Raw genomic sequence first — 21,818 nt, 5'->3', positions numbered from 1 at the left:
CGGTAAAAAACTGCTATGAGGGAGAAAAATGCCAGGAGGGACGCCTTGGACAAATTCCTACTCGACGAGCGGCTTGCGCGCGACAGCGATTTGCTGGTCCATCTGGGCCTTTGCGAACTGCGGCTGATCAATGACAGCCGATGGCCTTGGCTGGTGCTGGTGCCGAAGCGCCCCGGCGTCTCGGAGGTCTTCGATCTGACCCCGCTCGACCAGGCCGTCCTCACCTTCGAGCAGAACACGGCGGCTGCCGCGCTCAAGTCCGCGACCGGAGCGACCAAGATCAATGTCGCCGCGATCGGCAACATCGTCCGCCAATTGCATGTCCATGTCATCGCCCGCAAGGAGGGCGATGCCAACTGGCCGGGGCCCGTCTGGGGCCATGGAACGGCCGTGCCCTATGGCGAGGACGAACGACGGACCTTCCAGCAGAAGATACTCGAAGCCATTCACTCATGAAAAAATCGATATTCGACTTCGACGGCCCGCATCCCGAGCCGAGCGACCTGACCGCCTTTTCCCGCAATGCCCTTGCCCGTGACAGCGAGCATAGAGACGAGACGTCTCTGGAAAAGGCGCTCGCGGTGGAAGGCACCCATATCCTCGCCTTTTGCGATGCAAAGCTCGTGTTGAAGCACGACGGCCAGGTGCTCGACCCGCTCTTTGCTCCTTACGAGCTTGCGGAACTCGCACCCGATTTCGACAATGCCGTCCTGCTCGGTTTCCAGCCGACCGGGGAACCGCGGATCGCCGTTCCCGTCCAGTGCCCCGCCGAGGATCTGGCGAGCCACTACAAGCCTGCCGATGCGCGTGCCCTGTTTCGCGACCGGCTGATTGGCGAGGACCTGGTGGGCGAGGCGGCTCAGGCGCTCAGCCTGTTGCGGTGGAACGCCGACAATCGTTTTTGCGGCCGCTGCGGGTCGGCGATGGAAAGCCGCATCGGTGGTTACAAGCGAGCATGCACGGGCTGTGCCCACGAGATCTTCCCGCGCACCGATCCGGTGGCGATCATGCTGGCGATCGACGAGAAGCACGACCGTTGCCTGCTTGGCCGCAATCATCGCTTTCCCGAAGGCATGTATTCGAGCCTCGCCGGCTTCGTCGAACCGGGCGAGACGATCGAAAATGCGGTCCGTCGCGAAACACGCGAGGAATCGGGCATCGAGATCGGCCGGGTACGTTATCACGCCTCGCAGCCCTGGCCGATGCCGCACCAGTTGATGATCGGCTGCTATGCCGAGGCGCTCTCGTTCGACGTCCAGGCGGATGCCGCCGAGCTGGCCGATTGCCGCTGGTTCAGCCGTGCGGAGATTGCCGAACTGATCGAGCAGGGCCCGGTCAACGGGCTGAGCCTGCCGATCGAGGGCACGATCGCCCGGCGGCTGATCGTCGATTGGCTCGAGTGGAAACGCTGAGGCGTTAGAGCATGTCTCGCGAAAGTGTGCAGCGGTTTCGCGAAAAAGACATGCGCAAACAAAAGACTACAGCAGGTCACGTGAATCCGAATCCAAGCGGCCTGCTGTAGGCCTCAGCCACCGAGCTTGCCGCGCATCGGATGTCCCTTGTAGACGCCGAGGATGCGAACCTTTTCGGAAAAGAACCGCAGCTCTTCCAGCGCGCGCCGTACGGGCGCGTCCTCCGGATGGCCCTCGATGTCGGCATAGAACTGGGTTGCCACGAACTTGCCGCCGATCTGGTAGCTCTCGAGCTTCGTCATGTTGATGCCGTTGGTGGCAAAGCCGCCCATCGCCTTGTAGAGGGCGGCGGGAATGTTGCGGACATTGAAGACGAAGGTGGTGACGATCAGCTCGTCGGGGCTCACGCGCTGGGCGATCGATTCTTCCCGCGACAGGACGACGAAGCGGGTCACGTTGTTCTCGGTGTCCTCGACATTCTCGGCGACGATGTCGAGACCGTAGAGATCCGCCGCAAGGCGCGGCGCAAGCGCGCCCATCGTCCGGTCGCCGCGCTCGGCGACGAGCTTGGCAGCCCCCGCGGTGTCGCCCGCCACCACCGGTTTCCAGCCATTGGCCCGCATGATCTTGCGGCACTGGCCGAGCGCATGGATGTGGCTGTGCACCGTGCGGATCTCGTCGATCGACACGCCCGGCAGCACCATCAGCTGGAAGCGGATCGGCATGAAATATTCGCCGATGATATGCAGCCGCGATTCCGGCAGCAGGTAGTGAATGTCGGCGACGCGCCCGGCAATGGTGTTTTCGATCGGGATCATGGCGAGATCCGCCTCGCCGTTCTCCACCGCCACGAAGGCATCTTCGAAGGTCGGGCAGGGGAGCGGCTCCATCTGCGGGAACATGTCGCGGCATGCCATGTCTGAATTGGCGCCGAACTCGCCCTGGAAGGCGATCTTGTTGGTTCTGGTCGTCATCGGGTATCCGTTCTTCACTGGGCCTTGCGGCTGAGGATGTGCCGTGCTTTTTCGAGGTCGACGGGCGTGTCGACGCCAAGCGGGACCGAATTGACGATCTCGACGTCGATGCGCATTCCTGCCTCAAGTGCCCGAAGTTGCTCCAGCGATTCCCGCTTTTCCAGCGGCGAGGGGTGAAGAGCGACGAAGCGTTCGAGCGCGGCGCGACGATAGGCGTAAAGACCGATATGGTGATAGAGCGGCCCCTGGCCATGCGGGGCGGTCGCGCGGGTGAAATAGAGCGCCCGCAGCCGCGTGTCGGAAAGCGGTGATCCGACTACCTTCACGACGTTCGGATTGGTCTTTTCCTCCTCGTCGGTGATCTCGACGGTCAGTGTCGCGATGTCGACGGAAGGATCCTCCAGCGGCCTCAGCGCGGCGCGGATGGTCTCCGGTTCGATCGTCGGCAGGTCGCCCTGGACGTTAATGACGGTCTCGACGACGCCATCCGGATCGGCCTTGGTCAGCGCCTCGTGGATGCGGTCCGAGCCGGACTGGTGATCGGCGCGCGTCATGACAACCTCGAAACCCGCGGCCTCGACCGCCTCGAACACCCGGGCGTCGTCAACGGCGACAATGATCCGCCCGACATTCGCCTCGCGCGCCCGCATGGCGACCTGTACGATCATCGGAAGGCCGCAGATGTCGGCAAGGGGCTTGCCGGGCAGACGGGTCGAGGCCATGCGCGCCGGGATCAGCACGAGGGTCTTGCCCAATTCGCCTTTATTCATGGTCAGCCCCTTCAAATCACGCAGGAAAAGTGTCAAAAAGTCCCGAATTGGGGATCACAATCGTGTTGCAACTGTCAAGCAAAAGACATAGGTTCCGCGCGATTTCAAGATCGTCCGGTTGCTGATCCGCCGGCTGCATGGGAGCGTTTGCAGATGAACTCATATGTGAACATGGGCGTTGGTGCTCTTCTTGGCACCGTTTTCGTCCTGATGACGGTATCCATCACGTCGGAAGGAATTTTCCACGCGGAGGTTCCGGAGAAGGAAGGCTACGCCATCGTCGCCGAGGGTGCATCCGAAGGCGAAGCAGGTGCTGATACAGCCGCTGCCGCAGCGACGCCGATTGCCACGCTCCTGGCAAGCGCCGACGCTGCTGCCGGCGAAACGGTCTTCAAGAAGTGCACGAGCTGTCACACCGCCGACAAGGGCGGCGCCAACAAGGTTGGCCCGAACCTTTTCGGCATTGTCGAGCGTCCCGTCGCATCGCATGAAGGTTTCGGTTATTCCGCTGCCATGACGGAGTTTTCGCAAGGCGGCTCTGTCACCTGGACCTATGACAATCTGAGCCACTTCCTGGCTGCCCCGAAGAAGTTCGTCGCCGGCACCGCCATGGGCTTCGCCGGCCTGAAGAAGGAAGACGAACGCGCCAACCTGATTGCCTATCTGCGCACGCTGGCCGATACGCCGGTTCCGCTGCCTGCTGCCGATGCCGCCGCCGCACCCGCCGAGGCCGCTCCGGCTGCGGACGCCGCACCTGCAGCCGCTGCCGCTCCTGCTGAAGCTGCCCCGGCAGCGCCCGCGACCGACGCGGCGCCTGCTACGGATGCCGCTCCGGCACCGGCTGCCAACAACTGAGTTCCAGCCTTTAAAGGCTGAGTTGAGGACTATGCCCGGCCTTGCCGGGCATTTTTCGTTCTGCCCTCCATGTGTGGGGGGCGGGCTTACTGCAGCATCCAGGCCCAAAGCGTGACGCTCAATACGCCGACCGCCGTGGAAAGCGAGATCGCCGAGGCGGCGAGCCCGTGCCCGACACCGAAGCGGTTGGCGATCAGCCAGGCGTTGATGCCGGTGGGAACCGAAGAGGTGAGCACCAGGGCCGCGGTCCATTCGGCGCTCAAGCCGAGAAGCCTGCACGCGAGCCAGACACAGCCGGGCATCAGCAAGAGCTTCAGCGCGGCAATGACCGCGGCGATCCGTACATTGCCGTGGATTCCATATTTGTTAAGCGCCATGCCCAGCGAAATCAGGGCAGCCGGTGCCGCCATGGCGGTGATCTGGTCAACGACGCTCGCCAAGACGCCGGGAAGCGCAAGTCCGCTCACATGCATGATGAGGCCCGCCGCAAGGCCGATCACCAGCGGATTGCGGAGGAGATTGGTAGCCACCTGCCGAAGCACATTGAGGACCCCGCGGGCCTGACCACCGTTGACCTTGTGCTCGGCGCGCTCCATCAGCACCGTACCGATGACCATCATCAGCGGCAGGTGCACGGCAAGCAGGATCGACACGGCGACGATGCCGTCGCTTCCGACGGTCCGCTCCACCAGCGGGAGGCCGATGAAGATGTTATTGGCGAAGGCCGACGACACCCCCGCCAGCACACCGACCCGCGCGTCGCGGCCAAAGATCCTGGTCGCCAGGATGTGCCCGACCGCCCAGGTGATCGCGACGCCGGAAAAATAGGCGATCCACAGGCGGAACGGCGATGCTCCGTGGAAGTCGGCCTGGGAGATCGTCCGGAAGAGGAGGACCGGCACTGCGACCTTGAACACGAACTCGCCGAGACCGTCGCCAATGTCGGCATTCAGCACCCTGGTCTTCACCAACCCCCAGCCGAACAGGATAAGGATGAAGATCGGAAAGACGTCCTGGGCGATGGCATACATGTGCGAAATGGCTCTCGGGAGCAAGCGTTGGGGACCAAGCCTTACCGCGATGCCTGGCGGGCGGCCAGTGCGTTTTGATTATTGTTAGTACGGCCCGCAAACGAAAGAAGCGGGGCTTCCCCCGCTTTCCCTGCTCGATCCCGTCGAGCCCAGAATTCACATCGCCAGTACATCCGTGGTCGATGCGATCCTGGAAAGGGACAAATCATGTCCCGGGCGGACGGCGTTGCGTGTGAGGCGCTCATGCCGTCGTCACTTGAGGCTTGTCTAATTGGTCTGCGTGACAACGGAATGACGTCTACGCATTTCCTCCTAGGCTGCAGGTTTTCGCTTTTCTGCGGAGGAAAAACAGCTATGACCGAGGCAGCCCAAACTATTGGAGATCCGGGATTCATGAGCAGGTTCGATGTTCTCACAGTCGGCAATGCCATCGTCGACATCCTCTCGCGTTGCGAGGATGACTTTCTCGTCGACAATGGCATTACCAAGGGCGCGATGAACCTGATCGACGCCGAGCGCGCCGAAAAGCTCTACGCCCTGATGGGTCCGGCGGTGGAAGCATCGGGCGGCAGCGCGGGCAACACGGCTGCCGGCATCGCCAGCCTCGGCGGCAAGGCGGCCTATTTCGGCAAGGTCGCAGAGGATCAACTGGGCAAGATCTTCGCCCACGACATCCGCGCCCAGGGCGTGCATTACGAAACGAAGCCGGAAGGCACTTTTCCGCCGACCGCCCGCAGCATGATCTTCGTTACCGACGATGGCGAGCGCTCTATGAACACCTATCTCGGCGCCTGCGTCGAGTTCGGCCCCGAAGACGTCGAGCCGGAGGTCGTCGCACAGTCAAAGGTGACCTATTTCGAAGGCTATCTCTGGGATCCGCCGCGCGCCAAGCAGGCCATCCTCGACTGTGCCCGCATCGCCCACGAGAACGGTCGTGAGATGTCGATGACCTTGTCCGACAGCTTCTGCGTCGGTCGCTATCGCGACGAGTTCCTCGACCTGATGCGCTCGGGCACGGTCGATATCGTCTTCTCGAACAAGCAGGAAGCTCTCGCCCTTTACGAGACCGAGGATTTCGATCTCGCGCTGGAGAGGATGGCCAGGGATTGCAAGCTCGCGGCCGTGACGATGAGCGAAGAAGGGGCGGTGATCCTCAAGGGTGGCGAGCGCATCCGGGTCGAAGCGACCGTGATCGACAAGCTGGTCGACACGACGGGTGCCGGAGACCTGTTCGCGGCGGGCTTCCTGTTCGGCTATACCCAAGGCAGGTCGCTCTTCGATTGCGGACGCCTCGGCTGCCTCTCAGCCGGAATCGTCATTCAGCAGATCGGTCCGCGTCCGTTCGGCTCGCTGTCGGACGCCGCCCGCGACGCCGGGCTTATTTGAAAGCCTCTCCGGGATAGGCGCCCCAGATTTCGGCCTGTGCGACCCATCCGGTGACGCCGCCCGCTTCCGCCAGGCACCAGTTGCCGGTGCATTCCTCGAGGCGGATGACCACGCCCGGCTCGAGCTTGGCGACGGCCGGGGCAGTGGATTGCGAATCGGCCCGCAGGATGACGAAGACGTCATTGCCGCGCATCCACGGCGCGGCGACCGCCGTGCGCTCGCCGGACAGCAGCGTCTGGCTGACCCACCCCTCGGTGCCGTCCGCATCGCGAATGCGCCGCCAGTTCTCGTATTCCTGGATGATCTCGACCGGCAGGCCGGATTTGAGATACAGCCAGGACACCGCATAGTCGGTGCTCGGGCCGATCCGCAGATTGACCCGCTTGGCCTTCAGGCTGACGAAGCGCGGCAGCGGCAGGCCGCTCGACCCCTTGGAGACGCCCTGGGCGTCGGCTGCCGGCCCGCCCATTGCGCAAAGCCCGAGGGCGATCCACGAAACGAGAGAGGCACGAAGCACGAAGTGACGCATGGCGGTTCCGATCGCTCAAAGATTTCAAGGGTTTCTTCGCGAATCCGCCATCCGGTCCGCCGGTCTCGCCAGAAAACGGGCGCCGACCTGCGAGGTTTTGTTTGTCTTCGCTGACGGGTTTGGTAGAAAATGCCCTGAACGGGGAAATTATCCCCCGTCTTGGTTAACGACCTCTGAACAAGGTATCGATTCTTCCCATGACGAACAGGAAAAGACCCAAGGTCTACATCACCCGGAAATTGCCGGACGCCGTGGAGACCCGCATGCGCGAACTGTTCGAGGCGGAGCTCAATATCGACGACAAGCCGCGCACGCAGCCCGAACTGGTCGCCGCCGTGAAAGCCGCGGATGTCCTCGTGCCCACGGTGACGGATCGCATCGATGCCGCGTTGATCGAGCAGGCGGGGCCCCAACTGAAGCTGATCGCCAGCTTCTCGAACGGCATCGACCACATCGACGTCGACGCGGCCGCAAGAAAGGGCATCACGGTCACCAACACGCCGAACGTGCTGACCGAAGACACCGCCGACATGACTATGGCTCTCATCCTAGCCGTGCCGCGACGTCTCGTCGAAGGGGCGCGCATCCTGATGGACAAGCCCGGCGAATGGACCGGCTGGTCGCCGACCTGGATGCTCGGTCGGCGCATCTGGGGCAAGCGCATCGGCATCATCGGCATGGGCCGCATCGGCACCGCCGTCGCCCGACGCGCCAAGGCCTTCGGCCTGTCGATCCACTACCACAACCGCAAGCGCGTCAATCCGGTGACCGAGGACGAGCTGGAGGCGACCTATTGGGACAGCCTCGACCAGATGCTCGCCCGCGTCGACATCGTTTCGGTCAACTGCCCGTCGACGCCGGCCACCTTCCATCTCCTGTCGGCGCGGCGTCTGGCGCTGATGCAGCCGAACAGCTACATCGTCAACACCGCGCGTGGCGACATCATCGACGAGGACGCCCTGATCCAGTGCCTGCGCGAAGGCCGGATCGCCGGTGCGGGGCTCGACGTGTTCGAGAAGGAACCCGCGGTCAATCCGAAGCTGGTCAAGCTCGCCAACGAGGGCAAGGTCGTGCTTCTGCCGCATACCGGTTCGGCCACCATCGAGGGTCGCATCGACATGGGCGACAAGGTGATCATCAACATCCGCACCTATTTCGACGGCCATCGCCCGCCGAACCGCGTGCTGCCGAGCCGGACCTGAGCAAGGTCCCGTCAGTCGAGCGGCTTGCGCATCTCGATGGATGTCGTCCGGTCGTAGCCGGCATGGCGGTTCTCCGCCGCCCTGCCAAAACCCCAGGCGGCAAACATTCGGTGGTTCTCGGTGAGTTCGACGCGGGTCTCCAGCCGTAGGCAGGCGAGCCCCAGTTCCCGGGCCGTCGCTTCTGCCCGCGCGAGCATGAGCCGGCCTATGCCCTTGCCCTGTGCCGCGGGGTGGACCGCAAGCTTGCCGATGTAGAGCGTGGCTTCTTCCGGTTTCAGGAAGATACAGCCGACCAGTTGCCCCTTTTCGACCGCGGCAAACGCGATCTCCTGTGCAGCCTTTTGCCGGAGTGAGGCCGGCGTCAGTCGATGCGCAGAGGAGGGCGGGTCGATCCGCCCGTCCATGAAGGCGAAGGCCGCCAGGATCACATCGAGCAATTCTTCGTAGCGGTCGAAGTCCGCACCGATGCGCAGCATCTCGATCGTCATGGCGAAGGGGACGCCTTGCGCCGCCGATAGCGGATCGTGTCGAATCGCGCCGACAGCGCGTCGTAGAGCAGCAAGCGGCCGACCAGAGGCTCACCGACCCCGGTGATCAGCTTGATCGCTTCCATCGCCATCAGCGTGCCGATCACCCCCGTCAACGCACCGATGATGCCTGCCTCGGCGCAGGCCGGCACCAGCCCGGCGGGCGGTTTTTCGGGAAAGAGGTCGCGATAACCCGGATTGGGCTCCCCTTCTGCATTTTTCTCATAGGGTTTCAGCACAGTGAGCGAACCGTCGAACCGGCCGACAGCGCCCGTCACCAGCGGGACCTGCCGCGCCGCCGCCGCATCGGCCGCCGCATAGCGCGTATCGAAATTGTCGGAACCGTCGATCAGGATGTCGAAGCTGCCGAGATGAGCTGCGGCGAATACACCGTCGAAACGCTCCTCGTAGCGCCGCACCCGGACATGGGGGTTGAGGCGGGCGATCGCGCGGGCAGCACTTTCCGTCTTCTCCTCGCCGATCGTGCCGCTGTCATGGATCACCTGACGCTGAAGGTTGGAGAGCGAAACCCGGTCGTCGTCGACAATTCCCAGCGTGCCGATACCGGCTGCTGCAAGGTACAACAGGGCAGGTGCGCCCAGTCCGCCGGCGCCGATCACCAGCACGCGGGCGGCCTTCAGCCTCTGCTGTCCCTGTCCGCCGATCTCGGGGAGCAGGATATGCCGGTGATAACGGGAGATTTCGTCGGGGCTGAAGGGATCCATGGAATCGATGATCGCACGGTTGGCGCGGATGGGAAAGGCCGCGAAGGCCGTCAGGCGGAGAGCACGCTGTCGCGTACAGTGACGAACTGGGCGCGTTCGCCGAGCGCCGAAAACATCGCCCGGTCGGTGCCGGTCATGAAGGCCTGGCCGCCGAGCGCGTCGATCCGGTCAAACAGCACGGCGCGCCGCCCCTCGTCGAAATGGGCGGCGATCTCGTCCAGCAGCAGGATGGGCGCGTGGCCGGTCATGGTGGCGACGAGACGCGCATGGGCAAGCACCAGACCGACGAGCAGGGCCTTCTGCTCTCCGGTCGAACAGCGTTCCGCCTCGATGTCCTTGTCGGCATGGCGGACCAGGAGGTCGGCGCGGTGCGGCCCCTCCAGCGTCCGGCCGGCCGCCGCGTCGCGATAGCGGCCATTGGCAAGCGCCGCGAGATAGCGGTCCTCGATCTCGATCGCCGGTGCGTCGCTTTCCTCGTCGAGAAAGCCGCTGAGGGCCAGTCGCGCCGAAGGGAAACTCGAATCGTCCTGCCGGGCGGTCAGGCCGGCCAGCAGCCCGAGCATTTCCCGGCGCGCCAGCATCATCGCCACGCCCAGACCGGCCATCTGCTGTTCGATGCCGGTGAGCCAGGCCGGATCGAACCGCCCTTCCGACAAGAGCTTGTTGCGGCTGCGCATGGCGCGCTCGAAGTCGCTGGCGCGGCGGCCGTGCGCCGGATCGAGGGACAGGACCAGCCGGTCGAGGAAGCGGCGTCGTTCCGAGGCAGAGCCGGTAAACAGCCCATCCATCGCCGGCGTCAGCCAGAGGATGCGCAAGTGATCGGTCAACTCGTCGACCGACCTGGCCGGCGTGCCGTTGATGCGCAGTCGCCGAACCACGCTCTCGCCTTCGCCCTCCGAGCCCGTGCCGATCTCGACCTCGCCCTCGATGCCGTCGACCTCGGCGAAGACCGAAAAACCGCCCGGTGCACCAACGCGCGCGACATCCGCCAGCACCGCCCGGCGCAGGCCCCGGCCGGGCGACAGGAAGGAGACGGCCTCCATCAAATTGGTCTTGCCGGCGCCGTTCTCGCCCGTCAGCACGACGTGTCGACCGTCGAGCGCAAGGGCTGCGGTCGCATAATTGCGGAAATCCGTGAGCTTCAGCCGGTGGATCGAGGTCTTGTGCGTCATGATGGTCCGGGTTCGGTCTAGCCCTGAGCTAGGCTGAAAGGCCTTCGATGGCAAGGCGGGCTCGTGGTTTTCCCGGACAAGGCACGGAACGATTGGGATAAGGTGGACGTTCGGACGCATGGACCGCCGTCTGGCATGGGTGTATCTGGTCGTTCGGCGGGGATAGCAGGGCTAGGCATATGAATTCCGATCGAGACGAACTGACACCGGAAGAGGCGCGCCGCGATCATTGGGAAATGCTCCGTTTCCTGGGCGTCAATGCACTGTTCGGCGCGGGCCTCGGCCTTGCCGTCGCCGTCCTGCTGATCTGGCTTGATATTGGCGGGCTCGGCAGCCATCTCGCGCACAGCCGCAACCCCTATCTGCCCGCGGCCATGATCGCCATTCCGCTGGCGCTCACCTTCGCCGCGGCCGTCACCGCATCGGCCGTCATGCTGATGCCTTACAAGAAAAAGAAGCAGCGCTAGAAAGAGACACAGCCGGTTCGCCGCCGCCATTGACCGCACGGACGACATCCGCCAGAACCGCGTCGATCCAACAATGGGAGCAGATCATGGCCGACCAGGAAGACCGCATACTGCGACTGGAAGAGACGGTGGCGCATCAGGCCCGGGTCATCGAGGAACTCTCCGACCAGATCACGGAGCAGTGGAAGGTGGTCGAACAGACACGCGCCAAGCTCGACCGCCTGACCGAGCGCTTCCTGTCGCTCGAGGAACAGGCGCTCGAAGCGCCCGCCATCACCCGCCCGCCGCACTATTGACGCGGCTGGTTTCGCAACGCGACCCCGTCCACTACGGCCGAGACGATCTGTTCGATCTCGTCTCGGCTCACGTCCAGCCGGCTGGTGAGCAGCCTGTTCCAGGCAAAACTGGAGAAGAGTTCGATCAGCAGTGCCGGATCGATATCCGCCCGAACCTCTCCGCGCGCCTGTCCGCGCTGCAGGATAACACCGCTCTGCCGGCATCGGGACATGGCATAGGCCTGCAGCGCCTGCAGCGCGGTGGGATCGCTCTGCGCTTCGGCGATGATCGAGCGGAAGATTGCCCCTCCGCCATCGCGCCAGAAACCAAGCAGTCCTGCGAGGAACTGCGAGAGATCCTTGCGGATATCCCCGGTGTCGGGATGGGGCACTCCGTCCTTCTGCCGGTGATAGACATCCAGCAGCAGTGCTGCCTTGGACGGCCACCATCGGTAGATCGTCGGCTTTCCTGCCTTGGCCCGCCGCGCGACCGCCTCGATCGAAAAGGCGGGCAGGCCGCCTTCGAGGAGAATGTCCTGCGCGGCCTTGAGAATGGCCTCCTCGCTGGCCGGATTGCGCTGCGACCCGATTGACGTGCGCCGGTTTTCTCCCTGGTTCTTCACTGACACGCCGGCCTCCGGAGTTTTTAATCGCCATAGCATGGTTTGCTATTGAACGAAACGCTCCGTTTCTATATGTAACGAAACGTACCGTTCCTATGGAGAGCAACATGTCCGACCTTTCCGCCTCCCGCCCCGTCCCTTCCAAATTCCGGCTATCCCTGCTGATGCTGGCTGCCGTCTATCCCTTCGTCACGGCAATTCTCTATGTGCTGATGCCGCTGACCGATGGATGGCCGCTCTGGGAGCGCACCGCCATCCTGGCGCCCGTCATGGTGTTCAGCATTGTCTATGGCATTGCGCCCACCATTCAGCGCCGCTTTGCCTGGTTCATCCTTCGCCAGCCGCGTCCGGTCGTCGCCTGATCCGATGCCGCAAAAAAGAAGCGAGCCGGAGAGGTCTCCGGCTCGCTTGATGTCTCTCAAGAATCGACCGCTCCGCTCAGTCGCTCAGCGTGTCGAAGAAGTCCTTCATCCGGGCGAAGAAGCCGGTCGATTCCGGGTTGTTCTCCTTCGAGGACAGCTGCTCGAACTCCTGCAGCAGCTCCCGCTGTCGCTTGGTCAGCTTCTGCGGCGTCTCGATCTGGATCTGGATATAGAGGTCGCCCGTCTGCGCAGAACGCAGGACCGGCATACCCTTGCCCTTCAGGCGAAACTGCTTGCCGGGCTGGGTGCCTTCCGGGACCGTGACGCGCGACTTGGCGCCGTCGAGGGTTACCACGTCGAACGTGCCCCCGAGAGCCGCCGTCGTCATCGAGATCGGCACGGTACAATAGAGATCCGCCCCGTCACGCTGGAAGAACTCGTGCGGCTTGACCGACAGGAAGATGTAGAGATCGCCTGACGGACCGCCCCTCAGACCGGCCTCGCCCTCGCCCTGAAGGCGAATGCGCGTGCCGTCCTCGATGCCGGCCGGGATGTTGACCGACAGGGACCGCTCTTCCGTCACCCGGCCCTGGCCATGGCACTTGCCACAGGGGTCGGAAATGGTCTGGCCACGGCCGTGGCAGGTCGGACAGGTCCGTTCGATCGAGAAGAAGCCTTGCGCCGCGCGGATGCGCCCCGTTCCCTGGCACGTGGCGCAGGTCGTAGGCTGGGTACCCGGCTTGGCCCCGGTTCCGGTGCAGACTTCGCAGGTGATCGAGGTCGGAACCCTGATCTGGGCGGTCTTGCCGGTGAATGATTCCTCGAGCGAGATTTCCATGTTGTAGCGCAGGTCGGCGCCGCGTTCGCGGCCGCCCGTCGAGCGGGCCCGGCCGCCGCGGCCGCCGCCCATCATCTCGCCGAAGATGTCCTCGAAAATGTCGGAGAAGCCGCCGCCGGCAAAACCGCCGCCGCCCGGATGGAAGCCGGCGCCGCCGCCCTGCTCGAAGGCGGCATGGCCGAAACGGTCATAGGCTGCACGCTTTTGCGGATCCTTGAGCGTCTCATAGGCCTCGTTGAGTTCCTTGAACTTTTTCTCGGCCTCGGCGTCGCCCGGATTCTTGTCCGGATGGAATTTCATCGCCAGCTTGCGAAAGGCGCTCTTCAGCTCCTTTTCGTCAGCGGTCTTGGTGACCCCCAGGGTCTCGTAGAAATCTGCTTTTGCCATGGTCTTACAAAGCTCTCAAAGCTTTCTCCACGCTCGTGTGGCTGCCAGTTCTCTTGCCTGCCTGCTTTTCGCAGGCGGCCATGTCCTTCTGGAAGTCAGACGCCGCGGCGCGTGCATCTTCGATCAGCAACTGGCGAGGCTCGCCCTTGTTGGCCAGTCCGTCCGCCGCCGAAACGGCGAGAAAGGCCAGCGAATGGGCCGCCATGTCGCAGGACGTCACGCTGCCGCCATCCTCGCGGCGCTTGAGCGCTGACTCGATGATCCGGCCGAGTTCGGTGCCTGTCCTGGAGAGTAGCCGGCTGTCGCCCGCGCCGATCGCCTTGACGATGGTGACCTCGGCGGCGCTCACCTTGCTGTGGACAATTTCCATCTGGCCCTTGTCCTGCGCCGCAACGGCGCTTGCACACAGGGCCAATGAAAATGCGGCTGGCCCGAAGGCCAGCCTCTTGAAGGTAAAGCGTCGCTCTGGCCGCTTCATCAGGCCGACTTCTTTGCGTCGTCGTCCTTGACTTCCTCGTAGTCGGCATCGACGACATCGTCGTCCTTGCCGCCTTCCGAGGCGCCAGCGCCTTCTTCGGCTTGCTGCGCTTCATAGATCGCCTGGCCGAGCTTCATGGAAGCTTCCATGAGGGTCTGGGTCTTGGCCTGGATATCCTCGGCGTTCGGCTCGGAAGCTTCGATCGCGCCCTTGAGGGCGGCGATCGCATCCTCGATGGCCTTGCGATCGGTCTCCGAAACCTTGTCGCCATACTCCTTGAGAGACTTTTCCGTCGAATGGACGAGGCTCTCGGCATGGTTCCGGGCTTCGACGCCGGCACGACGCTTCTTGTCTTCCTCGGCATGCGCCTCGGCGTCCTTCACCATCTTCTCGATGTCGGCGTCGGACAGGCCACCCGAAGCCTGGATGCGGATCTGCTGTTCCTTGCCGGTGCCCTTGTCCTTGGCCGAAACCTGGACGATGCCGTTGGCGTCGATGTCGAAGGTGACTTCGATCTGCGGGACGCCACGCGGAGCCGGCGGCAGGCCGACGAGGTCGAACTGGCCGAGCAGCTTGTTGTCGGCGGCCATTTCGCGTTCGCCCTGCGAAACGCGGATTGTCACCGCATTCTGGTTGTCTTCGGCGGTCGAGAAGGTCTGGCTCTTCTTCGTCGGGATCGTCGTGTTGCGATCGATCAGACGGGTGAAGACGCCACCGAGGGTCTCGATGCCGAGCGACAGCGGGGTCACGTCGAGCAAGAGGACGTCCTTGACGTCACCCTGCAGAACGCCGGCCTGGATCGCCGCGCCCATGGCGACGACTTCATCCGGGTTCACGCCCTTGTGCGGCTCCTTGCCGAACAGCTGCTTGACCACTTCCTGGACCTTCGGCATGCGGCTCATGCCGCCGACCAGAACCACTTCGTCGATTTCGGCGGCGGTCACGCCGGCATCCTTGAGAGCGGCCTTGCACGGCGCAACGGTACGCTGGACGAGATCGTCGACCAGGCTTTCGAACTTGGCGCGGGTCAGCTTCAACGTCAGGTGCTTCGGACCGGAAGCGTCCGCCGTGATGAACGGCAGGTTGATCTCGGTCTGCTGCGAGGACGACAGTTCGATCTTGGCCTTTTCAGCAGCCTCCTTGAGGCGCTGCAGGGCAAGCTTGTCGTTCTTCAGGTCGATGCCCTGGTCCTTCTTGAACTCGGCTGCGAGATATTCGACCAGACGCATGTCGAAGTCTTCACCACCGAGGAAGGTATCGCCATTGGTCGACTTCACTTCGAAGACGCCGTCACCGATCTCAAGAACCGAAATATCGAAGGTGCCGCCGCCAAGGTCGTAGACGGCGATGGTCTTGCCGTCCTTCTTGTCGAGACCATAGGCCAGCGCTGCAGCCGTCGGCTCGTTGATGATGCGCAGGACTTCGAGACCGGCGATGCGGCCGGCATCCTTGGTGGCCTGGCGCTGGGCGTCGTTGAAGTAGGCCGGAACGGTGATGACGGCCTTTTCGACCTTCTCGCCGAGATAGGCTTCAGCCGTTTCCTTCATCTTCTGAAGGATCATGGCGGAGATCTGTGCCGGAGAATAGGCCTTGCCCTGGGCTTCGACCCATGCGTCGCCATTGTCGCCCTTGACGATGGGGAAGGGAACGAGACCCTTGTCCTTCTCGACGGTCGGGTCTTCATAACGACGGCCGATCAGGCGCTTGACGGCAAAGAGGGTGTTGGTCGGGTTGGTCACGGCCTGGCGCTTGGCCGGCTGGCCGACGAGGCGCTCGCCGTCGTCGGTGAAGGCAACCATCGACGGGGTCGTGCGCGCGCCTTCGGAATTCTCGATGACCTTCGCGTCCTTGCCGTCCATGACGGAAACGCAGGAATTGGTCGTTCCAAGGTCGATACCGATTACTTTAGCCATGTCATTCTCTCCTTGAAGCAGGCCGTCGGAACCCCCGAAAGGCATTCCCCTGACGGCCCCTCGACGTGGATGGTCTGGGATCTCGCAGCGTTGGCTGCGGTTATGTCGCGTATATAAGAAGCGGTTTTTCTGACTGCAAGGCTGGAAACGGGGCGTAATCCTGTAAAAAGAACAGATTGGCGCCGATCGCTCGGCCTTTTTGCGGCCCGAAAAGTGCTGCGAACTCGGCTAGACCGATAGCGGTCAAGCCTTGTGCCGGGCTGCATGCGAAAAGATGGTTCCTGCCACGCGCCGAAACAAGACGTCTGGGCTCATTGCCCCATGATGATGTCCAGAAGGGTCGTGCGACGGCTCGCCGGCTGGACCGGTGATGGAGCGCCGACATCGGCTGGTGGAACAGGCCCGCCCGCGCCCTGTTGATACGGATCGGCCTGCGGGATTTCCGCCGGCGGCCTGCCTGCCCGCGGGACCTCCTCTTGCCGGACGGCGGGCGCATTGGGCGCGGCCGGATAGCGCTTTTCTCCGCCGGAAAAAACGTCCGAAAGGATGGTGCCGATCGTCATCGGCTGCGCCTGCGGTTCGACATAGCCCTCGCCGGCGAGCGGCACGGGCGTCAGCCCCGCATGGGCGGCCGTCATGAAGTCGTGCCAGGCCTTGGCGGGAAGCCCGCCGCCCGTCACCTTCTTCATCGACTGGCCGTCGTCATTGCCGAACCACACGCCGGTCGTCAGGTTGCTGGTATAGCCGACGAACAGCGCGTCGCGGAACGACTGGGTCGTGCCGGACTTGCCCGCCGCCTCCCAGCCGTCGAGACGGGCCTTCTTGCCGGTGCCGTCGGTGATGACGCCCTTCAGCATGCGGTTCATCGCCGCGACCACGGGTTCGCCGAGCACGCGCGGCGGTTCGGCATAGTCGTTCTCATAGAGCACCTTGCCCTCGGCGGTGGAGATGCGCCGGATGATGTGTGGTGTCGCCTTGTAGCCGCCGTTCATGAACGGGGCATAGGCGGCCGTCAGCTCGAGCAGCGAGACTTCCGACGTGCCGAGCGCGATCGAGGCATTGGATTGCAGCTCCGATTCGATGCCGAGCCGATGGGCAAGCTTGATGACATGGTCCGGACCGACCTCCATCACCAGCTGCGCGGCGATGGTGTTCAGCGAATTGGCCAGCGCATGGGAAATGGTCACCGGTCCGCGATACTTCTCGTCGTAATTCTCCGGCGTCCAATTGCCGATCCGGACCGGCGCGTCATTGCGGGTGGATTCGGGGCGGACGCCCGTTTCCAGCGCCGCGGCGTAGACGAACGGCTTGAAGGCCGAGCCCGGCTGGCGCCTGGCCTTGACCGCGCGGTTGAACTGGCTCTCGGCATAGTCCTTGCCGCCGACAAGGGCGCGGATCGCGCCCGTGCCATCGATCGACACGAGCGCGGCCTGTGAGGCCTTGAGCTTGTCGCCTTCGGCCTCGAGGCTTTCGACGATCACGGCCTCGGCCTTCTTCTCAAGGGTCATGTCGATCGTTGTCTCGACGACGAGATCCTCGCTGATCGTGCCGATGAGGCGCTTGGTTTCGTCGAGCACCATGTCGGCCACGTATTGGCCTGCACCGGTCCAGTAGCGCTTGGCCGTGGTCGGGGGCTGAGACATCGCCGTCTTGATCTCGTCGTCGGAGATGAAGCCTTCCTCGCGCATGGCGCCGAGAACGACCTGCGCGCGCGCTTCGGCGGCTTCAGGGTCGCGTGCCGGGGAAAGGCGCGACGGCGCCTTCAGCAGGCCGGCCAGGAGTGCCGCCTCGCCGAGGTTCACATCGCGGGCGGACTTGGAGAAATAGCGCCGCGATGCCGCCTCCACGCCATAGGCGTTCGAGCCGAAATAGACGCGGTTGAGATACATCGCCAGGATCTGGTCCTTGGTGAACTTGTGTTCGAGCCAGAAGGAGAGGAGCACTTCCTGGATCTTGCGCTCGATCGTGCGCTCGGGCGAGAGGAACAGGTTCTTTGCCAGCTGCTGCGTCAGAGTCGAGCCACCCTGCACCGTGCGACCGCTGGCCAGGTTGGTCACCACCGCGCGGGCAAGCCCGAGCGGATCCACGCCGAAATGCGAATAGAAGCGCCTGTCCTCGATGGCGATGACCGCCTGCGGGATGAAGGGAGACATGTCTTCGAGCGCCAGCGCCTCGCCGCCGGTCGCGCCGCGATTGGCGATGACGGTTCCCTCGACGGAGACGACCTTGAGGTTAGGTGGACGCTCGGGGATCGACCAGGAACTGGCGCTCGGCATGCGCGCGCCGTAATACATGACGATCCCGCCGACGCCGATCGCGCCCCAGATGCCGAGCACGATGCACCAGTAGATCAGCCGGCCGATGAGGCCGGACAAGCCGCCGGAGCTGCGCTTCGCCTTGCCCCTGCCGCGGCCCGACGAACGCGATTTCGGCGCCACCTTTGCCGTCTTGCCGGTCTTTGCCTTAGTGCTCCGGCCCGTGCGCTTGCCGCCGATCCGGTCGCCGGCATCGACGCGAAGCTCGTCATCGCGCTCGTCCTCCTCCTCGAAGGTCGGCTCGACGCGTTCACGGGATTTGCCTCTGCTTGCCATGGCCGGCGATCTTGCTCCAGAAACCTGTGCGCCAGCGTCCTTTGGCCGTCGCCGGGACGCGCTTTGCGCTGTGTGTTGCAGCCGCATGACAAGCAGGAAGGCGCGGCCGGAGGATTGGAGTCTAAATGCGGCGATTTAAGGGGGGGTTAACATGCGGTAAACATTTCCCTATCGCGCTGTTCCGTCGGCCCTGCCATCAGCCGGCGCGCTCCGGCGCGTGATGGATACCGTCCTACTGGCAGAGATCCGCCCACTCGGCATTGGTCAGTTCCGCCATGCGCTCTGGCGCGATGTGGACCGCCGAATTGGTGGCGCCGGCGGCGGGCACGACCTGGTCGAACGATTTCAGCGACACGTCGCAATAGACCTTGAGCGGCGAGGGCAGGCCGAACGGACAGACGCCGCCGACCGGATGGCTGGTGACCTCGACTACGTCTTCCGGCCCCAGCATGCGCGGCTTGACGCCGAAGCGGTCCTTGAACTTGCGATTGTCGAGCCGTCTCGTGCCGGCGGTCACCACCAGCACGACGTCGTCGCCGATCCTCAGGCAGATCGTCTTGGCGATCTGGTCCGGATCGACGCCATGGGCTTCGGCGGCCAGCGCGACGGTCGCCGAACTCGCATCGGTGACGATGACGTCGATGTCGGGGGCTTTTTCGGCGAAGAAGGAACGGACGGACTGGAGGCTCATGGGTCTAATTTATCCGCAGCTTTCATCGACAGGCAAGCCTCGTCCGAAAAGACCCCTTGATAAGCAGGTCCGGGCTTCCCACTTGAAGTCCAACAAATGCTGTGGCCGCTACAACGATGGTTGCAGCATTTCGGATCAGGAATGAGCAAGGCGTTAACCTTTCGTTAATCACTTCAGGTCATTCTAATGATCATGGGACGCGCGCCGATGCCGAGAGGCTGAGGCCAATGTCCGGGAATGCGCATTGCACGTTTCCGCCCCTGACCACGGATGTACTGGCACGGGCGTCGAAACGGCAGAGGAAAGGTCGGGTAACTCCCGGCCTTTTTGCGTTTTCGGCTCTCGCGGACCATCGGCCTCCCTGTCAGCCTCGAAGGCGAGGCGCGCTGCCACTAGGGACAGCGCGCTACTTCCTGGTCACGCCGAAGCGAGCGCATCCAGGATGCGGATCCACGAGCGGATGCCCTTGTGGAATGAGTTCAGGTCGTACTTCTCGTTCGGCGAATGAATGCGGTCGTCGGTCAGGCCGAAGCCGACCAGCAGCGAGTCCATGCCGAGCATCTTCTGGAAATCGCCGACGATCGGGATCGATCCGCCCATGCCGATGACGACGGCCGGCTTCGGCCATTCGTCGGACAGCGCGTTCTTGGCCTTGGTCAGCACCGGCGAATCGTAGGACAACTGGATCGCCGGTGAGCCGCCATGCTCATGGAAATCGACCGAGCAATCGGCCGGGATCTTGGAGCGGACATAGGCGCGGAAGCTCTCGCGGATCTTTGCCGGGTCCTGCTCGCCGACCAGGCGGAACGACACCTTGGCCGAAGCCTTGGCCGCAATCACCGTCTTGAAACCCTCGCCGGTATAGCCGCCGGTAATGCCGTTGACTTCCGCCGTTGGCCGCGCCCAGGTGAGCTCAAGCACCGAGCGGCCCTTTTCGCCGGACGGGATCGACAGTCCGACTTCGCCGAGGAAGCCTTCTGCCGTGCGGCCGAGCGTTTCCCACGATGCCTTGATGTTGGCCGGCGTCTCCTCGACCCCGTCGTAGAAGCCCGGCAGGGTGATGCGGCCGGTCTCGTCATGCAGGCCGGCCAGGATGTCGACCAGTATGTGGATCGGGTTGGCGGCGGCACCGCCGAACAGGCCGGAATGCAGGTCCCGGTCGGCGGCGGTGATGATGATTTCCTCGCCCACCAGGCCGCGCAGCGCAGCGGCGATCGCCGGCGTTTCCGTGTTCCACATGCTGGTGTCGCAGACCAGCGCATAGTCGGCCTTGAGCTCTTCGGCATTGGCCAGAAGGAAGGGCTTGAGAGAGGGCGAGCCGGATTCTTCCTCACCCTCGAACAGGATGGTGATTTCGATCGGCAGGCTGCCATGGACCGCCTTGTAGGCGCGGCAGGCTTCGACGAAGGTCAGCAACTGGCCCTTGTCGTCGGACGTGCCGCGGCCGGTGATCACCTTGCGGCCGGGCTCGATTTCCTTGATTGCCGGGGCGAAGGGATCGTTTTCCCAAAGGTTCAGCGGATCGACCGGCTGGACGTCGTAGTGGCCGTAGAACAGGGCATGCGGCGCGTTTGCCGTCGCGCCGGCGTGGTGGGCGACGACCATCGGATGGCCGGGCGTGTCGCGCACCGAAGCCGTAAAGCCGAGCGCGGCCAGTTCCTGGACCAGCCACTCGGCGGCCTTGCGGCACTCTGCCTTGTAGGCCGGATCGGTCGAGATCGAACGGATACGGACGAGGTCGAAAAGCCGGTCGAGGCTCTGCGGCAAGGCCTTGTCGGCGCTGGCAAGCACGGCGGAAATATCGGTCATGGCATTCATCCTGCAAATTTGAAAATCGGCGGGACGATAGACCAAAGGCTTTTGGGATTCGAGGCCGGTCGCCATTAAATTTCGTCGTGTGGCAGAGGGTTTCCGCTCACAGCTTGCGAGCGTTGTCGATCGCCCAGCGGATATATTCGAGCATCAACTCCTTCTCGAAGCGGCGAAATCCGGCAAACAGCGCCTGATCGGCCTCGTCAGCCGCGGAAAGCGCCTCGTCCTTCATGTCGCGTGCCTTGCCGGTGAGGAAAACGAGCTGGGCCCGACGATCGGTCGGATGCGGCCGGCGCTCGATCAGACCGTCGCGCTCCATGCGCGACAGCGTATTGGCCATCGTCGCCTGTTCGATGTCCACTCTGTCAAGGAGCTGCTTCTGGGTCAGCCCCTCTTCGTTCCACAGTTCTATGAGGATGGGCAGTTGCCCGGCCGAAAATCCCAGTTTCGCCGCACGCACCTGCAGGGCGCGGGCAAATCCCTTGGCCAGTTGACCGGCGAGATAGGTGGCGGAATCGGAGCGATTTTGGGCCATGCCAATGGGTAAGCCTGTTTGAGGCTTCCCTCAAGAATAAATCGCAGGCGATCTATCTCCGTTTGCGGAGTTCCGATGGCTGGGCGGCGAGGGAAAACCATGGCCCGGACGTAAAGAAGCCGCCATTGCGTGGAGGCGGACGCGATGGCGGCTTCGAAACGAGGGACAAAGGCCCGGAGAGGGGGATAAGGCCTTTGTCCAGTCTGAAGCGGCGGGGGACGAGCCTCTTTCAGACTGCGGCGTGATCAGGCGCCGGTGACTAT

Annotated in this window: 23 protein-coding genes; 8 read left to right on the top strand and 15 right to left on the bottom strand. The window is 63.6% G+C overall.

Features of this window, described 5'->3' with window-relative positions:
- Positions 1-15: 15 nt before the first annotated feature.
- Both RHIZ70P_RS02995 and nudC read left to right on the top strand, forming a co-directional pair.
- Positions 16-456, top strand: coding sequence for an HIT family protein (locus tag RHIZ70P_RS02995; RefSeq protein ID WP_181903925.1), 441 nt, complete (start codon positions 16-18; stop codon positions 454-456).
- Positions 453-1,412, top strand: a complete 960-nt coding sequence (nudC, locus tag RHIZ70P_RS02990) for an NAD(+) diphosphatase (RefSeq protein WP_115668871.1) — start codon at positions 453-455, stop codon at positions 1,410-1,412. The genes RHIZ70P_RS02995 and nudC overlap by 4 nt, the downstream gene beginning before the upstream one ends.
- A gap of 113 nt (positions 1,413-1,525) precedes the next feature.
- Here the strand turns inward: nudC and RHIZ70P_RS02985 are convergent, their stop codons facing one another.
- Positions 1,526-2,386: a prephenate dehydratase gene (locus RHIZ70P_RS02985; protein ID WP_115668870.1), complete on the bottom strand. Its 861-nt coding sequence runs from the start codon at positions 2,384-2,386 to the stop codon at positions 1,526-1,528.
- A gap of 14 nt (positions 2,387-2,400) precedes the next feature.
- Positions 2,401-3,156: a 3-deoxy-manno-octulosonate cytidylyltransferase gene (locus RHIZ70P_RS02980; RefSeq protein WP_115669055.1), complete on the bottom strand. Its 756-nt coding sequence runs from the start codon at positions 3,154-3,156 to the stop codon at positions 2,401-2,403.
- A 153-nt stretch (positions 3,157-3,309) separates the two neighbouring features.
- Here RHIZ70P_RS02980 and RHIZ70P_RS02975 point away from each other — a divergent pair, with 153 nt between their 5' ends.
- Entirely contained in the window at positions 3,310-4,011 is a 702-nt protein-coding gene (locus RHIZ70P_RS02975) for a c-type cytochrome (protein WP_115668869.1), read from the top strand.
- A gap of 86 nt (positions 4,012-4,097) precedes the next feature.
- Here RHIZ70P_RS02975 and RHIZ70P_RS02970 read toward each other — a convergent pair whose 3' ends face one another.
- Positions 4,098-5,042, bottom strand: coding sequence for an AEC family transporter (locus RHIZ70P_RS02970; protein ID WP_115668868.1), 945 nt, complete (start codon positions 5,040-5,042; stop codon positions 4,098-4,100).
- A gap of 393 nt (positions 5,043-5,435) precedes the next feature.
- Here RHIZ70P_RS02970 and RHIZ70P_RS02965 point away from each other — a divergent pair, with 393 nt between their 5' ends.
- The gene (locus RHIZ70P_RS02965) at positions 5,436-6,428 is read left to right on the top strand and encodes an adenosine kinase (RefSeq protein WP_115669054.1); all 993 of its coding nucleotides are present in this window, start codon (positions 5,436-5,438) and stop codon (positions 6,426-6,428) included.
- On the opposite strand, the gene RHIZ70P_RS02960 is transcribed toward RHIZ70P_RS02965, so the two are convergent.
- Positions 6,421-6,957, bottom strand: coding sequence for an SH3 domain-containing protein (locus RHIZ70P_RS02960; RefSeq protein WP_115668867.1), 537 nt, complete (start codon positions 6,955-6,957; stop codon positions 6,421-6,423). The genes RHIZ70P_RS02965 and RHIZ70P_RS02960 overlap by 8 nt on opposite strands.
- A 197-nt stretch (positions 6,958-7,154) precedes the next feature.
- On the opposite strand from RHIZ70P_RS02960, the gene RHIZ70P_RS02955 reads away from it, so the two are divergent.
- Entirely contained in the window at positions 7,155-8,159 is a 1,005-nt protein-coding gene (locus tag RHIZ70P_RS02955) for a 2-hydroxyacid dehydrogenase (protein WP_115668866.1), read from the top strand.
- A gap of 11 nt (positions 8,160-8,170) precedes the next feature.
- Here RHIZ70P_RS02955 and RHIZ70P_RS02950 read toward each other — a convergent pair whose 3' ends face one another.
- From RHIZ70P_RS02950 to recF, 3 genes are read right to left on the bottom strand one after another with little or no spacing between them, the layout of a single operon-like run.
- Positions 8,171-8,641, bottom strand: coding sequence for a GNAT family N-acetyltransferase (locus RHIZ70P_RS02950; protein WP_181903935.1), 471 nt, complete (start codon positions 8,639-8,641; stop codon positions 8,171-8,173).
- Between the two features lie 2 nt (positions 8,642-8,643).
- Positions 8,644-9,411, bottom strand: coding sequence for a molybdopterin-synthase adenylyltransferase MoeB (moeB, locus tag RHIZ70P_RS02945; RefSeq protein ID WP_115668864.1), 768 nt, complete (start codon positions 9,409-9,411; stop codon positions 8,644-8,646).
- A gap of 50 nt (positions 9,412-9,461) precedes the next feature.
- The gene (gene recF, locus RHIZ70P_RS02940; RefSeq protein WP_115668863.1) at positions 9,462-10,583 is read right to left on the bottom strand and encodes a DNA replication/repair protein RecF; all 1,122 of its coding nucleotides are present in this window, start codon (positions 10,581-10,583) and stop codon (positions 9,462-9,464) included.
- 179 nt (positions 10,584-10,762) lie between these two features.
- On the opposite strand from recF, the gene RHIZ70P_RS02935 reads away from it, so the two are divergent.
- On the top strand, positions 10,763-11,050 hold the full coding sequence (locus RHIZ70P_RS02935) for a hypothetical protein (protein ID WP_115668862.1): 288 nt from the start codon (positions 10,763-10,765) through the stop codon (positions 11,048-11,050).
- Between the two features lie 86 nt (positions 11,051-11,136).
- Positions 11,137-11,346: a SlyX family protein gene (locus RHIZ70P_RS02930; protein ID WP_419178260.1), complete on the top strand. Its 210-nt coding sequence runs from the start codon at positions 11,137-11,139 to the stop codon at positions 11,344-11,346.
- On the opposite strand, the gene RHIZ70P_RS02925 is transcribed toward RHIZ70P_RS02930, so the two are convergent.
- Positions 11,340-11,954 carry a TetR/AcrR family transcriptional regulator gene (locus tag RHIZ70P_RS02925; RefSeq protein ID WP_235842119.1) on the bottom strand — a complete coding sequence of 205 codons (615 nt, stop codon included), beginning with the start codon at positions 11,952-11,954 and terminating at the stop codon, positions 11,340-11,342. The two genes, RHIZ70P_RS02930 and RHIZ70P_RS02925, sit on opposite strands and share 7 nt — an antisense overlap.
- Positions 11,955-12,055: 101 nt before the next feature.
- Here RHIZ70P_RS02925 and RHIZ70P_RS02920 point away from each other — a divergent pair, with 101 nt between their 5' ends.
- Positions 12,056-12,310: a hypothetical protein gene (locus RHIZ70P_RS02920; RefSeq protein ID WP_235842118.1), complete on the top strand. Its 255-nt coding sequence runs from the start codon at positions 12,056-12,058 to the stop codon at positions 12,308-12,310.
- A gap of 76 nt (positions 12,311-12,386) precedes the next feature.
- On the opposite strand, the gene dnaJ is transcribed toward RHIZ70P_RS02920, so the two are convergent.
- From dnaJ to RHIZ70P_RS02885, 7 genes are all read right to left on the bottom strand, one after another.
- Positions 12,387-13,535, bottom strand: coding sequence for a molecular chaperone DnaJ (gene dnaJ / locus RHIZ70P_RS02915; protein WP_115668859.1), 1,149 nt, complete (start codon positions 13,533-13,535; stop codon positions 12,387-12,389).
- Positions 13,536-13,539: 4 nt separating this feature from the next.
- Positions 13,540-13,905: a hypothetical protein gene (locus tag RHIZ70P_RS02910; RefSeq protein ID WP_235842117.1), complete on the bottom strand. Its 366-nt coding sequence runs from the start codon at positions 13,903-13,905 to the stop codon at positions 13,540-13,542.
- A 107-nt stretch (positions 13,906-14,012) separates the two neighbouring features.
- Positions 14,013-15,926 carry a molecular chaperone DnaK gene (gene dnaK / locus RHIZ70P_RS02905; RefSeq protein ID WP_115668857.1) on the bottom strand — a complete coding sequence of 638 codons (1,914 nt, stop codon included), beginning with the start codon at positions 15,924-15,926 and terminating at the stop codon, positions 14,013-14,015.
- Positions 15,927-16,237: 311 nt separating this feature from the next.
- Positions 16,238-18,517 carry a transglycosylase domain-containing protein gene (locus RHIZ70P_RS02900; RefSeq protein WP_115668856.1) on the bottom strand — a complete coding sequence of 760 codons (2,280 nt, stop codon included), beginning with the start codon at positions 18,515-18,517 and terminating at the stop codon, positions 16,238-16,240.
- Between the two features lie 232 nt (positions 18,518-18,749).
- Positions 18,750-19,208 carry a YbaK/EbsC family protein gene (locus RHIZ70P_RS02895; protein WP_115668855.1) on the bottom strand — a complete coding sequence of 153 codons (459 nt, stop codon included), beginning with the start codon at positions 19,206-19,208 and terminating at the stop codon, positions 18,750-18,752.
- A 417-nt stretch (positions 19,209-19,625) separates the two neighbouring features.
- Complete coding sequence (locus tag RHIZ70P_RS02890) at positions 19,626-21,017, bottom strand: M20/M25/M40 family metallo-hydrolase (RefSeq protein ID WP_115669052.1); 1,392 nt, start codon at positions 21,015-21,017, stop codon at positions 19,626-19,628.
- Between the two features lie 106 nt (positions 21,018-21,123).
- Complete coding sequence (locus RHIZ70P_RS02885) at positions 21,124-21,555, bottom strand: MarR family winged helix-turn-helix transcriptional regulator (protein ID WP_115668854.1); 432 nt, start codon at positions 21,553-21,555, stop codon at positions 21,124-21,126.
- Positions 21,556-21,818: the final 263 nt, after the last annotated feature.

It is taken from the genome of Paenirhizobium selenitireducens ATCC BAA-1503, from assembly GCF_900492185.1.
Lineage (GTDB): Bacteria > Pseudomonadota > Alphaproteobacteria > Rhizobiales > Rhizobiaceae > Allorhizobium > Allorhizobium selenitireducens_A.
The sequence above is the reverse complement of the archived record's forward strand: the minus strand, read 5'-3'. Positions and strand labels throughout refer to the sequence as shown.